General features: G+C 35.5%; 19 protein-coding genes and 1 other RNA gene. 10 read left to right on the top strand and 10 right to left on the bottom strand.

The window, feature by feature from the left end:
• Window positions 1–138 precede the first annotated feature (138 nt).
• From QNJ66_RS20365 to QNJ66_RS20350, 4 genes are all read left to right on the top strand, one after another.
• Window positions 139–1,173, top strand: coding sequence for a hypothetical protein (locus QNJ66_RS20365; RefSeq protein WP_300510225.1), 1,035 nt, complete (start codon window positions 139–141; stop codon window positions 1,171–1,173).
• Window positions 1,174–1,392: 219 nt separating this feature from the next.
• On the top strand, window positions 1,393–2,250 hold the full coding sequence (locus tag QNJ66_RS20360; protein ID WP_300510224.1) for an Rpn family recombination-promoting nuclease/putative transposase: 858 nt from the start codon (window positions 1,393–1,395) through the stop codon (window positions 2,248–2,250).
• A 48-nt stretch (window positions 2,251–2,298) separates the two neighbouring features.
• The gene (locus QNJ66_RS20355) at window positions 2,299–3,912 is read left to right on the top strand and encodes a DGQHR domain-containing protein (protein WP_300510222.1); all 1,614 of its coding nucleotides are present in this window, start codon (window positions 2,299–2,301) and stop codon (window positions 3,910–3,912) included.
• Between the two features lie 55 nt (window positions 3,913–3,967).
• Window positions 3,968–4,336: a hypothetical protein gene (locus tag QNJ66_RS20350; RefSeq protein WP_300510220.1), complete on the top strand. Its 369-nt coding sequence runs from the start codon at window positions 3,968–3,970 to the stop codon at window positions 4,334–4,336.
• Between the two features lie 108 nt (window positions 4,337–4,444).
• On the opposite strand, the gene QNJ66_RS20345 is transcribed toward QNJ66_RS20350, so the two are convergent.
• The 3 genes from QNJ66_RS20345 to QNJ66_RS20335 form a co-directional block, all read right to left on the bottom strand.
• A complete protein-coding gene (locus tag QNJ66_RS20345; protein ID WP_300510217.1) occupies window positions 4,445–4,687 on the bottom strand; it encodes a DUF4327 family protein in 243 nt (80 codons plus the stop codon).
• Between the two features lie 311 nt (window positions 4,688–4,998).
• Entirely contained in the window at window positions 4,999–5,253 is a 255-nt protein-coding gene (locus tag QNJ66_RS20340) for a DUF4327 family protein (protein ID WP_300510216.1), read from the bottom strand.
• 171 nt (window positions 5,254–5,424) lie between these two features.
• Window positions 5,425–6,144, bottom strand: coding sequence for a precorrin-2 C(20)-methyltransferase (locus QNJ66_RS20335; protein ID WP_300510215.1), 720 nt, complete (start codon window positions 6,142–6,144; stop codon window positions 5,425–5,427).
• Between the two features lie 325 nt (window positions 6,145–6,469).
• Between QNJ66_RS20335 and QNJ66_RS20330 the strand changes: the two genes are divergently transcribed.
• From QNJ66_RS20330 to rnpB, 6 genes are all read left to right on the top strand, one after another.
• Entirely contained in the window at window positions 6,470–7,828 is a 1,359-nt protein-coding gene (locus QNJ66_RS20330; protein ID WP_300510226.1) for a 16S rRNA (cytosine(967)-C(5))-methyltransferase, read from the top strand.
• Window positions 7,829–7,895: 67 nt separating this feature from the next.
• On the top strand, window positions 7,896–8,318 hold the full coding sequence (locus QNJ66_RS20325; RefSeq protein ID WP_300510214.1) for a TerB family tellurite resistance protein: 423 nt from the start codon (window positions 7,896–7,898) through the stop codon (window positions 8,316–8,318).
• Window positions 8,319–8,463: 145 nt separating this feature from the next.
• Window positions 8,464–9,171, top strand: coding sequence for an NYN domain-containing protein (locus QNJ66_RS20320; protein ID WP_300510213.1), 708 nt, complete (start codon window positions 8,464–8,466; stop codon window positions 9,169–9,171).
• A gap of 10 nt (window positions 9,172–9,181) precedes the next feature.
• A complete protein-coding gene (locus QNJ66_RS20315) occupies window positions 9,182–9,730 on the top strand; it encodes a GNAT family N-acetyltransferase (protein ID WP_300510212.1) in 549 nt (182 codons plus the stop codon).
• Window positions 9,731–9,733: 3 nt separating this feature from the next.
• Window positions 9,734–10,900 carry a magnesium/cobalt transporter CorA gene (corA, locus tag QNJ66_RS20310; protein WP_300510211.1) on the top strand — a complete coding sequence of 389 codons (1,167 nt, stop codon included), beginning with the start codon at window positions 9,734–9,736 and terminating at the stop codon, window positions 10,898–10,900.
• A gap of 14 nt (window positions 10,901–10,914) precedes the next feature.
• Window positions 10,915–11,301, top strand: an RNA gene (rnpB, locus tag QNJ66_RS20305) — RNase P RNA component class A.
• A gap of 67 nt (window positions 11,302–11,368) precedes the next feature.
• Here rnpB and QNJ66_RS20300 read toward each other — a convergent pair.
• The 7 genes from QNJ66_RS20300 to QNJ66_RS20270 all read right to left on the bottom strand — a co-directional run bounded on the left by QNJ66_RS20300 (window position 11,369) and on the right by QNJ66_RS20270 (window position 17,558).
• Window positions 11,369–12,712, bottom strand: coding sequence for a protein kinase (locus QNJ66_RS20300; protein ID WP_300510209.1), 1,344 nt, complete (start codon window positions 12,710–12,712; stop codon window positions 11,369–11,371).
• A gap of 69 nt (window positions 12,713–12,781) precedes the next feature.
• The gene (locus QNJ66_RS20295; RefSeq protein ID WP_300510208.1) at window positions 12,782–12,982 is read right to left on the bottom strand and encodes a hypothetical protein; all 201 of its coding nucleotides are present in this window, start codon (window positions 12,980–12,982) and stop codon (window positions 12,782–12,784) included.
• Window positions 12,983–13,014: 32 nt separating this feature from the next.
• Window positions 13,015–13,272: a Txe/YoeB family addiction module toxin gene (locus tag QNJ66_RS20290; protein ID WP_300510207.1), complete on the bottom strand. Its 258-nt coding sequence runs from the start codon at window positions 13,270–13,272 to the stop codon at window positions 13,015–13,017.
• A complete protein-coding gene (locus tag QNJ66_RS20285) occupies window positions 13,269–13,508 on the bottom strand; it encodes a hypothetical protein (protein WP_300510206.1) in 240 nt (79 codons plus the stop codon). Before QNJ66_RS20285 ends, QNJ66_RS20290 begins: the two co-directional genes overlap by 4 nt.
• Before the next feature lie 113 nt (window positions 13,509–13,621).
• Window positions 13,622–13,855: a DUF433 domain-containing protein gene (locus QNJ66_RS20280; RefSeq protein WP_300510205.1), complete on the bottom strand. Its 234-nt coding sequence runs from the start codon at window positions 13,853–13,855 to the stop codon at window positions 13,622–13,624.
• A gap of 239 nt (window positions 13,856–14,094) precedes the next feature.
• Window positions 14,095–15,459, bottom strand: a complete 1,365-nt coding sequence (locus QNJ66_RS20275) for a serine/threonine-protein kinase (protein WP_300510204.1) — start codon at window positions 15,457–15,459, stop codon at window positions 14,095–14,097.
• Window positions 15,460–15,671: 212 nt separating this feature from the next.
• Window positions 15,672–17,558 (bottom strand): DNA-directed RNA polymerase subunit gamma, encoded by a 1,887-nt coding sequence (locus QNJ66_RS20270; RefSeq protein ID WP_300510202.1) that lies wholly within the window; start codon window positions 17,556–17,558, stop codon window positions 15,672–15,674.
• Between the last annotated feature and the right edge of the window lie 333 nt (window positions 17,559–17,891).

Below are 17,891 nucleotides of genomic sequence, written 5' to 3'. Positions count from 1 at the left end.
TAAATAATCAATAGTTAGTAATAGATAAAAATTACAGACTGTTATTGGGGTCAAATCTCCATATTCCTTATTATATAAGGCTTTCAGGCTTGTTCTCAATTCTCTCATGAATAATGCAGGTTAGGAAAAGAACAAGTCTTGGTAATTTATGGTATTTCTTATGAGTTGTGGACAGAAAATATTTTGGAAGAAGAAAGAGGATTAAAACACACAGATGGAGAAATATTAGGAATTGAAGTCACGGAATCAGCTACAGGAGAATGGATTGAAAACACCTTAAAAAATCTGAGTCAAAAGGTGGGAAGTCCTCGCCAAATTGTGAGTGATAATGGTAGTAATCTTAAAAAAGGAATCAAACTTTATCAAGAGAATAATCCGGAAGTTATTTCTACTTATGATGTTACTCACGCCATGGCAAACTTACTAAAAAAGGAATTAGTTTCTTCTGAAAGTTACCAGAATTTTATAACTGACTGCCACCGTTGTAAACAACAACTAAAGCAAACTGAATTAAGCTTTTTAGTGCCTCCTTCTCAACGGTCACAATGTCGATACTTTAATGCAGAAAGACTAACCAATTGGGCAACTTATTTACTTAATTGTCCTTTGAATATTTTAGATAAATTACTAGGCTTTATGGAAAAGGATAAATTAGAAAAAAGATTAAAAGATAAACTGGCTTGGCTAGACAAATATCAATCAGAAATTCCCTTATGGTCAACGATGATTGACATGACTCGCACTTTAGAAAAGCAACTTAAAATTTTCGGATTAAACCAAGAATCACTGAGTCACTTCAATGAAAATATCTCACACCTTATTATTTCTCCTCCTCTTCAAATATTCTATCATAAAATAGTTAATTATTTAAAGAATGAGCTAGGAAAGATTAAAGATAACCAAGCAATTGTCGCTACGTCAGATGTTCTCGAATCAATTTTTGGGAAATATAAACACTTTTCTCAAAGATGTACTCTCAAAGACTTTCGACAAACTCTTCTAACCATTCCTTTATTAACAATAAATTTGACCACCAATGTTATTCAAAAAGCTCTTTCTACTGTTCGTTGTCGTGATCTATCTGAATGGATAGATGAAATTTTTGGACAGTCCATGCTCTCCAAACGAAAAGCCGTCATAACTGGCTCTCTTGACGACATGAAAACTGTATGAAAAACTTTAAGCTTTTTGGCTAATTTGCATCAGCCTACATAGAAACATAATACTCTCGTTCTCCTTGAATACCCCGAATCACCGGTAATATATACTCAAACCCCATCATCTCACCTAAATCCAATTTAAAACAGGTCTATTATAGTCTAAAATTTAAACAAAGTTTTTAAAAACATAAATAAAATTATATAAAATAGTATTAGTGTCTTAAAATGAACAATGTATGATAATATCTGTAAATTTCTAGTAGAGAGTTTTCCAGAAGACTTTGCCAGTTGGTTACTGGGTGAAGCGATACCCCTAACTATTCTAACGCCTTCGGAATTATCTTTAGAACCGATTAGGGCTGATGCCTTAATTCTACTATCATCATCTGAGGTAGTGCTACACTTGGAATTCCAGACCAAACCTGATCAAGCTATTCCTTTTCGGATGTTAGACTATCGGGTAAGAGTTTATCGGCGTTTTCCTGAAAAACAGATGCGCCAAGTAGTCATTTATCTAACACCCAGTACGTCAGAGTTAGTGCAACAAAACGTTTTTGCTATTCCTAACACCCAACATCAATTTGAGGTAATTCGTCTCTGGGAAATACCCACAGAACAACTGTTAAACTCATCAGGGTTATGGCCTTTAGCTGTGTTAAGTCAAACCGAAGATCCTGCTATTATCCTACAAGATATTGCAGAACGGATCAACAGCTTAGATAACCAACGACAACAAAGTAACATTGCTGCATCAACTGCCATTCTTGCTGGTTTATTATTAGAAGAAGAGGTAATCCAAACCATTTTGAGGTCAGAAATTATGAGAGAATCTGTAATTTATCAACGCATTGAATCTGAAGGAATTCGTAAAGGAAAAGCCGAAGGAAAAGCCGAAGGAAGACAAGAAGAAGCTATTGCTTTAATCCTACGTCAACTCAAGCGTCGTTTAACAACTATTCCTGCTGAAATAGAAGTAAAAATAAACGATTTACCTATCGAAAAAATAGAAGAATTAGGGGAAGCATTACTAGATTTTCAAGAGGAAAAAGACTTAATTAATTGGTTTGAAAATCAACCTAAAAATCCGTAAGCTGATCACTCGCAATCCTACCTAAGATAACATAGTAAAATAAGCAAAATGGATCAAGATATTACCAGGCAACTCATACAGCAAGAAAACGAAGAAAAACAGGCACTAGCTTTACTATTAGAACGCCATTTATCCAGACAAGAAAACCTATTTGTCCAAAAAACTCAGATGGGAACTACTCAAAGTTATTTGGGTTCAGTTACCCTAGAATGGTTAGCGAGTCGAGTTTCTTTTGCCTTACAACTGCAATTATTTCGCCGTAAATATGACCAAAAAACTCACAATATTATCCGTGATTCTGAAACCATAGAAGAATTACAACAACGTCCCTTAGATTGGTCAAGACAGGCACATTTAGCCCAATATTTAGCTGTCCTTAAAAATCATAAATTTCCCCCAATTTTAGTGGTAATTAGTCAAGACTGGGTTAATGATACCCATGCAATCGAATGGGATAGTGATTGTCGTGCTAATGTCAGTGTTGATGATTTCATCTCCTTAGATAAAAATGATAGTATTGGAATGTTAAATATAGGCAAAAGCTATTCAATATTTGCCCTAGATGGACAACATCGACTAATGGGAATACAAGGGTTAATGGAACTGTTAAAAACAGGAAAATTAGATGTTTATAATAAGGATAAAAAAGCAACAGGAAACCCCATTACACTCGATGACTTAATCGAAGAATACGATCTAGATCCCCTTGTTTTACAGAGTTTAAGCAAAGAAAAAGTTGGCATTGAAATTATCCCCGCAGTAATCAAAGGAGAAACCTATGAAGAAGCAAGAAGAAGGGTAAGATCCGTATTTGTTCATGTTAACCGCATGGCCATTTCTTTAAGTAAAGGACAGCTAGTTTTATTGAACGAAGATGATGGTTTTGCTATTGTTTCGAGAAGACTTGCTATTACTCATCCTTTACTAAAAGATCGGGATGAAAAAGACTGGAATTCTCGGGTTAATTGGGACAGTGCAACTATTGCTAGTAAATCCACTGTTTTAACCACCTTACAAGCATTACAAGACATGACAGAGGGCTATTTAGAAAGTAAATTTCCTCACTGGAAAAATAAGAATAAAAAGAACTTTATCTCTTTACGTCCCGATGACCAAGAAATAGAAGAAGGATTAAAATTATTAGCTCAATTATTTGATGGTTTAGCTAATTTACCAAGTTATCGTCAATTAGAACAAGGAGTTAAAACATACGAATTAAGACGATTTAACCACGAAAAAGGAGGAGGAGAAGGAAACTTATTATTTCGTCCCGTCGGACAAATAGCCTTAACACAAGCTTTAGGATTTTTAGTATTTAGTAAAAACTTTAATTTAGAAACAATCATAAAGAAACTAATCTATTTCGATGAAATCGGAGGATTTAGTTATATGGATACATCCCAATCTATCTGGTACGGTATTCTTTATGATCCCATGAAAAAAAGAATCCAGGTATCAGGTAAAAAATTAGCTAGTCGTTTGTTAATTTACTTATTAGGAGGAGTTAAAGATGACTTAGAAAAAGCAGAAATTCGTAGGGAATTAGCAGAAGCAAGGACTATTAAAGATGCTGCTACTAATGAAGAAAAAACTATTGATTTTCAAGGAAACTTTGTCAACCCGAAAAAGGTAGGTTTACCTAATATTTTGGTTGATAGTTGATCCTGATTATGGCATGATACTTAAAAGTAAATACTATAATTAATCTTGCTTTAACATGAATTCAGACACTATTTTTCAACTTCTACAACAATCTTTAAGGATTGGGGTGGGTTTAACTGCTTCTGTTTTAGAAACCCTCCAAGATACCCAAAAACGCAATCAAACTCTATCGAAACTGCAAGAAGAAATCGCTAAAAAAACAGAAGAATGGGCAAAAAAAGGAGAAATAACGGAACAAGAAGTCCGAGAATTTCTAGATCAATTGTTAAGTCAACAGACATCCTCAAAAACGACCTCAGGATCTCCTGCTTCAACCAAAACTAAAGCTGATGTCGGCCAAGAAATTCAACAACTAACCGAAAAAATTATCACCCTTAGACAAGAACTTGAATATCTAAGAGAGAAAAAAAAGAAAAAGTCTTAAACATTTAACAATAAAAGTTTAAGACCATTAGGGTTAATTATTTATATTTGAGTTCAATGTTTAAAACCTCCGAACTCCGAACTCCGAACTCCGAACTCAGGTTATGGTTTAGTCATTAGACCAGGTTTCACAACTAATCAGATCACAAATGCGATCGCGTAATAAATAATCAAATTTTTCTAGTTCTTGTTCAACCCAGATCCATTCCCTTGCTGGAATATAATCGCATAAGCTAGAAATGCGCTGTTGACGACTAATCAAACCCCGATCTACGAGATGACGTGCTTCTTCTTGTATAAAATCGATAGAATAGCGAGAAAAAGTAACAGGAAATTGTGTGGAAATATTCATCTCTAAAACACCAAACCATTGAAAATCAAGACCCTGACCTTTAGAATCATCCAACTTACAGAGGAAAGCTGCAAATCTTTATTGTATTCTTGATTACATTCTCACCCCAATTGTGTCAGGAAGTGCAGAAATTTCCATTTTCTTTTAGAATTGCTTATTGAAGGGCTTAAACAAAATTTAAGCCCTAATCTGGGGATTAGGACTCAATGGATATATTCAAAAGGGTTTACTGGTAACAAGAGATATTTTTTTGGTTACTTATGGAACAATTAGACTTGCCAAAATGAGGAAAATCGTTGTATGATGGGGGTTTAGTCGTTATCCCAACTTTCACAAGCCATAAGATCCCCGATTTGATCCCGTAATAAATATTCACATCTTTCTAATTCAATTTCAACACAAACCCATTCACGGGGAGGAATAAACTGACAGAGAACATAAAGGGGTTGCTGACGACTGACAACACCAGTGTCCACTAAATGACGTACTTCGTCTCTGATCATGCTGATGGTGTAATTAGTAGAAGGGACTGAACGAGAAGGAGAAGGTAGAGTGATGGGACTCATAGTAAATTACCAAGTGACTAGGAAGGCTTACTGTTTACTATAATCTAAATCTCACTCATAAGAAAGTCATTTTTTGCTGTAACAAGGAATACATTTTGCTTTTTGGTTTCTCAAGCCTGTTTATACAAAGGTTTACGGGATGTAAAAAATTATTAAGCTTCTGTGAATTTATCAGTCATGCTTCAGGTAGATGATCATCACGGAAAAATAGGAAAGGTCGAGAGTTGGGTGATCACGTAGGTTTTGATAGACTTTTTCTTCCGCTTGGGTTGCCCGTTCCACAATAAAAGCGTGATCCAATAAATCTAGGCTATCTAATTTCTGCCAAACTTGAGTATAAACCGAACTAACTTTTAACAAAACAATAACATCAGCCCAACTTAAAACTTGGTCTAATTCAGCCACATTGTATAATGCAGGGATAATAGCTAAATTTTGCGACCTAAGGGTTAAAGGAAGTCCTAATACGGAAGCAGTGGCCATGGGAGAAGAAACCCCAGGAATGGTCTTTATGGTGACTTGGGGATAATTTTTGCTGAGGGTTTGGGCAAGATAGGTAAAGGTACTGTAAAAACTTATATCTCCTTCACAAGCAAAGGCCACATCCATTCCTTGATGGAGATACTGCCAGACGGTTTCGGACGCTTCTTGCCAAGCTTTTTTTAATTGCTTCTCGTCTTGAAGATAGGGAAAATAAAGGTGTAACTTTTTTTGCTGTGGGGTTATCCAAGGGGCAATAATTTTCTGGGCTAAACCTTGTTTCCCGTTAACTCCCTGAGGAAAGGCAATAACAGGAATTTGTTGTAATAACCGTTGTCCTTTGACAGTAATTAATTCTGGATCACCTGTTCCTACACTCACCCCGTATAAGGTTCCCACTGCTGTTTTCATCAAAATTACTTTAACTACTTATTGAATCTTGATCATAGCAGTTATGGAAATTTTCAATTGGCTGTATCAATATTTAGGTGTGGGAGGTGTGGGAAGTGTGGGGAGTTTGGGAAGTATGGGGAGTTAAGTAATTTTAATATTTAATCTATGCAACTGCAAATTTCTGTTACTAAGGATTTTTAGCTTTTTCATAAGCAGGATCATGTTCAGTAATTAACAATTAACAATTAATAATTACTTCTCCTTATTTTAGGATTAAGGGTAAGCTTTATGTTACTTGATTTATAGTAACGTATTTTATTAAAATATAATGATAAATATGACAATGAGAAATCAATTATCAAACAGTAACGCCCGTCAACTTGCCTTAGAAATTTTACAACAAATTGATCGCAAAAATAGTTATACAGATATTGCTTTAAATAGGGCTTTAAATAAAAGTAATCTTAATCCTAGCGATCGCAGTTTATGCACTGAATTAGTTTATGGTATTGTTCGTCATCAACGTACCTTAGATAGTTTAATCGATCAACTAGGCAAAAAAAATTCACAACAACAACCCCCAAACTTAAGACTTATTCTACACATTGGACTCTATCAACTACGATACCTCGATCATATTCCCCCTTCTGCTGCTGTTAATACCAGTGTGGATCTAGCCAAAGAAAATAAATTAAAACGACTTTCAGGAGTCGTTAACGGCATTTTACGGCAATATATTCGTAGTAATCAAACTAACCATGACCCATTAGTTTTACCCAATGATCCCCTAAAAAAAATCGCCATTAAATACAGTTTTCCAGATTGGATCATCGCAACTTTTCTGCAACAATGGGGAGAAGAAACCACAGAAAAATTGTGTCATTGGTTTAACCAAACCCCTAGCATTGATATTAGGATTAATCCATTAAAAACCTCCTTAGAAACCCTAGAAAATCAACTAAAAGAAGCAGGAATTAATGTTACAGCTTTACCCCCTTTTCCTTGTGCATTGAGACTAAAAGGAAAAATAGGAACCATCCCCACCCTACCAGGGTTTAGCCAAGGTCATTGGACAGTACAAGATATTAGCGCGCAACTGGTGAGTTATTTGCTTGATCCGCAACCTGGAGAGACTATTATCGATGCTTGTGCTGCACCTGGTGGAAAAACAACCCATATCGCCGAATTAATGCAGGATACAGGCACTATTCTCGCTTGCGATCGCACCCCTTCCCGTCTCAAAAAAGTACAAGAAAACGCCCAACGACTACAATTAAACTGCATTGAAACCGTTGCCGGGGATAGTCGTCATTTGCAACAGTTCATTAATAAAGGCGATCGAGTCTTGGTAGATGTTCCCTGTTCTGGTTTAGGAACCCTGCACCGACATCCAGACATTCGTTGGCGACAGACTCCTGAGAACATCCGAGAATTAAGCCGTTTACAACTAGAAATATTAAACCAAGCAGCACAATGGGTCAAACCCCAAGGAACCCTAGTTTATGCGACTTGTACCCTCAACCCCCCAGAAAATCAAGAAATAATCGAAACCTTTTTAAGCACTCATTCCCATTGGAATATCGAACCCCCTAACCCAGATTGGCTTTTTTCTGCCTTTGTGACATCATCACAGTGGATACAAATGCTTCCTCATGAACAAGATAGTGACGGTTTTTTCATGGTGAAGTTGAAGAAAGGTTAATGGAATACCTGTTTATCTGAAATATATTTCATTATAAAGACAGGAAAAAACACCTTGGTGATTAATAATGAATGAGCAAAATAAAAATAAACAATTGCTAAAAATTCTCATTGGTGCAGCTTGGATCGATGGCATTATTCAAGTAGAAGAAAGGGAATATTTAAGACAAATGGCTCAGCGTCATAGTTTATCTGAAGATAAGGATCTCAAGGATCTTTTATCAGAATTAAAACCCGTTCAACCCTATCAATGTTATCAATGGTTAGAAGAATATTTAGGGGATAATCCTAGCAATAATGACTATCAAAAATTATTGGAAACCTTAAGTGCTTTAGTTTATAGCGATGGAGATATTCAAATGCAAGAAGCACAACTTTTAACTAAATTACAATTACTTGATCCCACTCAAGACTCTTCTAAATCAGCTTTTGATAAAATTATTAAAAGCATTCAAAAATTCTATAAAAAAGCCGTTGACCAAAAGATTTAATGCTCCAGAAAAAAGACAACAGCTATCATATAAAAAATGAATTAGTTTAAACTAGGTATTGAAGCTATATAGATAACTATTCTTAGTCTTAATAATAACCAATTATTTTAAAAATGATAGCAAAACCATTGCTAATTTCTTAAATATGAAAACCTTAGAGGATGGCTCCAGTAATGTACGTTTAGCAGTTTTAATTGACGCTGAAAATGTCAGTGCAAATATTATTGAATCTTTATTACAAGAAGTTGCTAAGTATGGGACTGCTAATGTCAAAAGAATCTATGGAGACTGGACAAGTAGTCAATTAAATAGTTGGAAAGGTAAAGTAAATAAATTAGCACTTCAACCCATCCAACAATTTCGATATACAACAGGAAAAAATGCCACCGATAGTGCTTTAATTATTGATGCAATGGACTTACTTTATACAGATAATTTTGATGGCTTTTGTTTAGTATCTAGTGATAGTGATTTTACCCGTTTAGCTTCTAGAATTAGGGAGTCTGGGTTGCTTGTTTATGGATTTGGCGAAAAAGTTAAAACACCAGAAGCTTTTGTTGTAGCTTGTAGCAAATTTATTTACACCGATATTTTAGCGTATAAACAACCTTCTGGTAATCAAAAAATAACCAGCAATAAACAATTATTAGAGTTATTAAAAAGTGCCTATGAATCTGTAGCAGATGAGGAAGAATGGGTTCATCTTGGACCTTTTGGTTCACAATTAACTAAACTATCTCCTTCCTTTGATTCTCGTAATTATGGCTATAAAAAACTGAGTGAATTAGTACAATCAGTGGGTATTTTTACAGTCAAAAAAAATCAATCTCATATAATGATAAAATTACAATAGGAATGATAATATGAAAAAAATAAGACGAGCCAACTTAGAAGACTTAGAACAAATTGTTGATATTTATAATGATAGTATTCCCAGTCGTATCGCCACAGGAGATTTACAGAAAATAACAGTAGAAAGTCGCTTGAAATGGTTCCAAGAAAGAGACACTAACCATTATCCTATTTGGGTAATGGAAGATAATACCTCGTCGTTAACAACGGGGTTTAAAAATCAAGTGCTTGGTTGGGTCAGTTTACAACATTTTTATGGTCGTCCTGCTTATCAAAGTACAGCAGAAATCAGTTTATATATTGCTGAACAATGCCGAGGTCAAGGAATAGGAAAGAAACTCTTAGGATATGTCATAGAAGAAAGTCCCAAACTAGAATTAACTAATTTACTGGGATTTATTTTTGCCCATAATAAACCCAGTTTAAATTTATTTAAAAAATATAAATTTAAACAATGGGGATACTTGCCAAAAGTAGCAAAATTGGATAATATTGAAAGAGATTTGATTATTATGGGACTGCATTTAGATTGTAAGAAGACACAAGATAACTCAACATAAATTATGACTAAATCACCGATTAAAAAAGACCAAATATTGAACCCAGAAGAATTAGAAAAAGAAGAAGAATCCGATTATTTTGACTACTTTTTTGATGAACCCGGTAGCGAACCTGGAAAGTTAAATATAGAACCAGATGCGAAACCTTCTCGCATTGTTTTAATTGATTACGATCAATCTCATGCTGTCCGAAAAGTAGACGTAACCCCCAACGCTTTAACACCCTATTTAGGAACAAATACCATTTCTTGGATGGATGTTCAAGGGTTAGGAAGTGAGCAGGTTCTTAAACAAATTGGACAAATTTTTAAGCTTCATCCCTTACTTTTAGAAGACGTAGTTAATGTTCCTCAAAGACCGAAAGTAGAAGATTATAATGAGCAATTAGTATTAATTGTACAGATGGTTCGCCCCAACGCTAACGAAGAAGGATTTGAAAGTGAACAGGTTAGTTTTGTTTTAGGAACTAGATATTTACTAACCTTTCAAGAAGAAGAAATAGAAGATTGTTTTGATATTGTTAGGGAAAGAATTAGAGCAAATCAAGGGAAAGTTAGACAACAAGGGGCTGACTATTTGATGTATTTGTTGTTAGATTCTATTATTGATGGTTATTTTCCAGTATTAGAAGATTACGGCGATCGCATCGAAGATATAGAAGACGAATTAGCCATAAAACCTAATACCAATCAATTGAAAGAAATTTATGTCATTCGTCGGGAATTATTAGCTTTACGTCGTGCTATTTGGCCATTACGAAATGTGACCAATATGTTAGTTAGAGGAGAAAGTTCTTTAATTAGTTCCGAGGCACAAATTTATTTTCGAGACTGTTATGATCACGTTATTCAAATCTTAGATATTGTGGAAACTTATCGGGAATTAGCTTCTTCTTTAATGGATGCTTATTTGTCTTCTATGAGTAATAAAATGAATGAGGTTATGCAAGTTTTAACCGTTGTTTCTACTATTTTTATTCCTCTGACTTTTATTGCCGGCGTTTATGGTATGAATTTTGAATATATGCCAGAATTAAAGACTCGTTGGGGTTATATAACTTGTTTAGGGTTAATGGCGGCCATTGCTAGTGGTTTAGTATTCTACTTTTGGCGGAGGGGTTGGTTTGAACCGTTTGCCCGTCCTAAAATTCCTTTATCCAAAAAAGACTAGAATAGAATTAGAAAAGAGTTGGCGCGAGAGTTGCGAATGGGTCTTATGAACTCATTCGAGGAAAGTCCGGACTCCCGAAAGATCAGACTTGCTGGATAATTACCAGTGCGCGTGAGCGTGAGGATAGTGCCACAGAAAAATACCGCCTTTTTCAGTGAACAGTGAACAGTTAATTACTGATAGCTAAAAGAGGTAAGGGTGCAAAGGTGTCGGTAAGGGCGCACCAGCAGTATCGTGAGGTACTGGCTCGGTAAACCCCGGTTGGGAGCAAGGTCGGAGGGGCAAAAGGTTGGTCTTTTTCCTGTCCCGTTTTAGGTGTACCGCATGAGGCGTTTGGTAACATACGTCCTAGATAGATAACTCTCCACTGAACAGAATCCGGCTTATGTCCAACTCTTTTCTTTTAATTATTCTATCACATCTCTAATTGTAAAGATTCCACTCTGAACTCCGAACTCTGAACTCAGTTTATAAGCTATTAATTAATGCTTTTTTAAAGGTTTCTGCATCTTTAAAATACAGTTCAGGGTTATCTTGTAAAGCGAGGTCAATAATATTAGCTAAACCATCAGGAATATTAACATTTCGTTGACGAATAGAAACGGCAGAATCTTGTAAAATAGCCAAAAAAGGATCTTTATTATTTAAGTCACGGGGAAAGTATCCTGTTAACAAATAATATAAGGTTGCTGCCGTTGCCCAAATATCCACTTCCGGTTGTACATATTTGAAGTTTAATACCTGTTGACGACACATAAATAGGGGAGTACCTGCTTTATTTCCTGTCATAGTTTGTCCACTTAAACCGGCTAAATCAAATGCTTTTGATAGTCCATAATCTGCTAATTTTGCTATTAACTCACCTTGACTTTTTACCAAAAATATGTTACCGTGTTTAATATCTCGGTGGACTAATCCTTGACCTTTTTTGATGCTTCCATCTGCTTGTTTTACGTTGGGAATATCTGCATTATGAGCATAAATTAAAGCGTCTAAAACTTGATAAATAATGTTCAATGATTGCTCAATATTTAGTTTACCACTTCGTTGTTCTATTAAGTCTTCTACGGTTCCCCCATTGCAATATTCTAGGGTAAAGAAAAAGGTTCCTTGATCATATCCTGTGTTTCTTAATTGTACAATATTGGGATGGTTTAAAGCTTTGGTATTTTCCGCTTCTCTTAAGAATGATTTTACCGCATAATCATTAGCAGCAACTTGGGGTAAGAGCATTTTTAAAGCAACGTTTTCTCCTGTTTTTTTATTGTTAGCTAAAAACACTTGATTAAAACCTCCTTCTCCTAATTTTTTGATAATTTCATAATCCTTTAAGCTGCTTAAATTTTCTTCTGTTTGCGCACGTTTTAAGAGATTTTGTAAGAAGTTTAAAAAGTTAAATTTATTTGAGTTTTCTATTGGTTCAGGTTTCCAAGTTTTAGCGGTTTTATTTTCTATTTCTATGGATACTTGAAAAATAGTTTCACTCAGTTTTAATTCATCTCCTGTGTTTAAATCATATTCAGGAAATTTTATTTTTGCTGCTTCTTCTGGGGTTTGGTTTGTTTCTCTTTGCCCTATTTTTTTATTGTTAACATAAGTCCCATTTTTACTACCAAAGTCTCTTACTCGAATATCGGGGGGATTAATATCTAATAAACAATGATAACGGGAAATTGTGTTATGATCTGCATCATCAGGAAGTTTGGGATAACAGTCAAGATGACGACCTATAATACAAGTTGTTCGATCTGTAAATTCAAAGGTTTTTCCCTTTAATTTTCCTTCAATTATGGTTAATGTTACTTTATCCATTGTTCTTTTTAATCGTTAATAATTAAACCTAAATAGAGGGAAAATATTAGTGTCAATAAATACTATTTTTCATCTTGCATTTCTTTCCTCTCTAGAGAGAATAACATTACTTTCTAAGCTGAATTTATTCTGCTCACACCAACTCAGTAATTTTTTAATTTTTTCTTTTTTTGCGAATTGAATCTTAGCAGAAGAAATAGAGAGAGATGAAATAAAAGATTGTGCTTGTTTTAATTCCTCATCATTATTAACTTCAATAATTAATCTCATACATTTACATCCTTATTTTAGGTGAAAATTTATCAATAATGAAATCGACAAGAAACAATTACAATTTCTTCATCAGTAACACTATAAACTAAGCGGTGTTCATTAGTAATACGTCGTGACCATAAACCTGATAAATCATATTTTAATGCTTCTGGTTTTCCTAGACCAGAAAATGGATCTCTTTGGATATCTTTAATAAGGGTGACAATTTTATTATAAATTTTTTTGTCTTCTATTGCCCATTTATTAAACTCATCAAACCCTCGCGGTAAAAATGCAATTTTTATCATAATGTTTCAGGATCAATATAAATATAATTCTCAGGATATTTTAATTCTTCTAATGCTTCCATCAAATGACGACGGTTTGCTTCTGTAGATAATAAATATTCTGTTTCATCTACTTCTGTTTTTCCTGGTTCATTTATTAATAAAATTGCCTCAACAATGGTTCCTTCTGGTAAGTCTAATGGTGGTAAATCAAGTTTACCGTTTTTAATTGTTACTTTGTATTTAAGAGTATTCATGATTTCAAGGTAAAATTAAGCTATTCTTTTATTATACAATATCTCGTTTAAATAATTTTCACAGAGATGTTGTGCAACTTTTGGAGACAGATCCTAATCTACTAAGAATTTGATTATTTTTTGACTGTTTCTACCTGGGAATAAGTTTTAACATAAATCTCTGCAAACTTAAGATACTCAACAGTTAAATAGGGATAATCTTCTAAAATAACCTCATAAGATTCTCCTTTTTCTAACATTCCACCAATATGACTTACTGATAACCTAGAATTAGGAAATACTGCTTCTCCTCCCATTATCTTGTCATTTATTATTAAATTCTTTTTCCATTCAGCAAACTGTCTCATAATTTTTTTTAATAACTCAATAATTCTAATTATAGAATATATCCCGTAGGTGTTTAACACTGTTAAACCCACCATACTGTTAAACTAATAAAACCATTAAACCCAACAATATCAAATACAAATACCATTAAATATTAATCATAATTAACCACTAATAAACAATACATAAAATGATGGGCATAATAATATTATGCCCCTACAAAAATATATTCTTAAAATTCCTCTACAAGCCTTATATGCTACACTTTACAAGTCTCGACGCGAGAGAAGAGAACCTCACCTGCGATCGCGATCCACGCAACACCGGCACTATACTCAACGATCAATCGTCTATAAATGGGGAGGTGTCCTCCAGGTGCTGATGCTTTTTTAAATGTAATATCTTCGTAGTTCAACCAACTTCCTCCTTTTCGCCATCCCACGGCATCACCGAAGGCTTCCCAGACTTCTGCATTATAGTCTCTTGTGCCTCCTAAGCGGTGGTAAATATCCTTTTGAACAGAAAAGCCAAACTTACCCTCACTATAGTCTAACCAAAGCTGATTGATGGTGCGTAAATCGGTACAGGGGAAGTTATCGATATCGTTACGCCTTAACCATCTTTCTTCACTGCGGTTTGCTACTTGAAGCATTACTTTTGCTGTTTCTGCATCTGCTTCCTTCCACTTTCCTGCTTTTAACAAGTCTCTTAATTTACTATAATCTACTCCTCTATCTGATGATAAATCATCTCTTTTGGGTGGGGTTAGGGGGGACATTATTAACGGGTTGATCCCCCCTCTTTCCCCCTTACTAAAGGGGGTTAATAGTGATAGAAAGTCTTGGATGGTTTGGGGACGGTTTTCGGGTTGTAATTCCATCCCTTTGAGAATAGCGTTATTAGTGCGATCGCTTATTTTATTATTAAACTGTTGGGGAGGAGGTAAAGGAATATTTTGAACACGAAAGTTTGCAGGAAGAGGAACTTGATCAGTTAATAGGTTATATAAGGTTGCAGCTAAAGCATAAACATCAGTATAAATATCTCTTTTTGCTCGTTCTTCGTCTTGTTCAGGAGGTGCATAACCATCTGTTCTATAATTAGTATGGGTTCTAGTTTCACCTGCGGTAAACTCCCTCGCTATACCAAAATCAATTAACTTAGCATTATTTTCAGAAAATAAAATATTATTTGGTTTTACGTCTCTATGTAAAAAACTTTGAGAATGAATATAAGTTAATGCTTCCCCTATTTGTTGAATTATTAGTACAGCAGAAGCTTCTGGTAACACCCCATTTTTTTGTAAATAAACTGCTAAATCATCCCCTTTAATATATTCCATGACCATATACCAAAGTCCATCTTCATCAAAGACATTATGAACCTTAACAATATGAGGATGACTACATTTTGCTAATAAAAAAGCTTCTTTAATAAACTTATTTTGTAAATCTAGAAAATTATCTTTTCCTTGTACTGTTGCGTTTAATGTTTTAATAGCTATTTGATTATTTGAGGGGGTTTCTGTTGCTAGATAAGTAATACCAAAACCACCAGCACCTAAAATATAATTAATAGTATAACGTCCATTTTGGAGCGTTTCTCCTGGATTTAGATGTCTCATATAAAAATAAAATTAGAAGATTATGTTAGTTTAAATAAGGAGTGTGAGAATATTTTTCACTGGATCAAAATTAAAGATGAGGAGGTTATGGAGATTCGGATTACCTGGGAATGATAGTTATAAATTATAGATTATTAATTATTAATTGTTAGGAATGACAAGAAAAATCAAAAAAGTTTGGTAAAAGTCGAAACTTCTACCAAACCTATTATTTAAACCATCGTTAAAGCTTCTTGGATGGTTTTGTTGTAGATAATACGTCCTGGAGTAGTCTTAATAAACTGAGAAACCGCTTCACCATCGATCTCCCTAACCCGACGTTCACGATAATGTTTAACAACACTACCATCCTCTAGGGTTTCTGTTTTTAAGACTTCATCATCCGGCTTATCTGTGACAATTTCTTCATTGGGGTCTGCACAACGCAACCAAATATAAGCGTGTAAGTCCACCAGTCCCTGTTCATAAGCTTTAATAGCATCGTCGATATTACCAAAATAACGACCACCTCCTTTTTGCGCCTGAAGGTTTTCTGCGGTTAAATAATAACAGCCTAATACCATATCCTGAGATGGTGCAACAATGGGGCGACCGGTTGCAGGAGAAAGGATATTATGGCAAGCTAACATTAATAATCTTGCCTCTGCTTGGGACTCCAAAGACAAAGGAACGTGGACTGCCATTTGGTCACCATCGAAGTCAGCGTTAAAAGCAGGACAGACCAAAGGATGCAACTGAATAGCACGACCTTCCACTAAAATAGGTTCAAAAGCTTGAATCCCTAAACGGTGTAAAGTTGGGGCGCGGTTGAGTAGGACAGGGTGTCCGGTAATCACCTCTTCCAAGACATTCCAAACACTGGGGTCACCTTTAATAATCAGCTTTTTGGCCGCTTTAATATTATTCACCAACGCTAAGCGGATGAGACGATGAATAACAAAAGGTTGGAATAACTCGATCGCCATTTCACGGGGTAGGCCACATTGATAAATCTTCAAATTTGGACCAACCACGATTACAGAACGACCGGAGTAGTCAACCCGTTTTCCTAAGAGGTTTTGACGGAAACGGCCTTGTTTCCCTTCAATAATATCGGATAAAGATTTCAAAGGACGATTATTGGCCCCGACAACGGTACGGCCTCGTCTTCCGTTATCAATTAAAGCATCAACCGCTTCTTGTAGCATCCGTTTTTCGTTACGGACAATGATTTCCGGGGCGAGAATCTCCTGTAAACGGGCTAAACGGTTATTACGATTAATTACCCGTCGATAGAGATCGTTAAGGTCTGAGGTTGCAAAACGACCGCCATCTAACTGTACCATAGGGCGTAAGTCTGGGGGAATGACGGGGATAACATCCAATACCATCCATTCTGGTAGTGACCCGGTAGCGATAAAGTTATCAATGACCCGTAAGCGTTTAATCAGTTTAGCGCGCTTCTGTCCTTTACTTTGGGCGATATCTTCCCGTAATTTTTCGGCTATCTCATCCAGGTTCATTTCTTGCAGTAACCGTTGAATGGCTTCTGCACCTATGCCTACTTCTATACCATATAAATCAGAATCTTCGGCATAAATCTGATCTTCAACTTCAATCCACTGATCTTCGGTTAAAAGTTGCTTATAACTTAAATTACTGGCATTTCCTGGGTCAAGCACTACATAAGCGTTAAAGTAAACGATTTGTTCTACGTCCCTTAATGCCATATCCAGTAAAATACTCATGTAACTGGGAATACCTTTGAGGTACCAAACATGAGTTACGGGGGCTGCTAGTTTAATATAGCCCATACGATGACGACGCACACGGGATTCGGTTACTTCTACCCCACAGCGTTCGCAAACAATACCTCGGTGACGAACTCGTTTATATTTACCACACCAACATTCCCAGTCTTTCGACGGACCAAAAATCCTTTCACAAAATAGTCCGTCCATCTCTGGTTTTAAGGTTCGATAGTTGATGGTTTCGGGTTTGGTCACTTCTCCGACCACAACCCCATTAGGAAGGGTTCTCTCTCCCCATTGACGAACCCGTTCGGGGGATGCTAATCCAATTTTTACGTAGTCGAATCTTGTATCTTGTGCTGGTTTCATGTTTGATGGTTCTCAACAGTAGGTAAAAGGCTTAATTTTCAACTTTTATTGGCGAAAACGGTTAATTATCTCAGTATTTAGCTTAAAGTTTTTGTCAAATACAATACTCTTAACAAATTAAATCTAGTCCAACGATCTATCATACACATTTTTAGTTCCCTAAATCAACATGATAACTGTTCAATTGAGTGTATCAAAATCTCGCTTGAGTGAGGGTGGGAAGTGTGGGTAGTGTGGGTAGTGTGGGGAGTGTGGGAAAACTAGAAACAATATTAATATTTTGCTCCCCCATCTCCCCGTCTCCCCGTCTCCCCGTCTCCCCCCATCTCCCAG

The organism is Crocosphaera sp. (assembly GCF_030064895.1).
GTDB lineage: Bacteria > Cyanobacteriota > Cyanobacteriia > Cyanobacteriales > Microcystaceae > Crocosphaera.
Note: the sequence above shows the minus strand (reverse complement) of the source record. Positions and strands in the feature narration are given on the sequence as shown.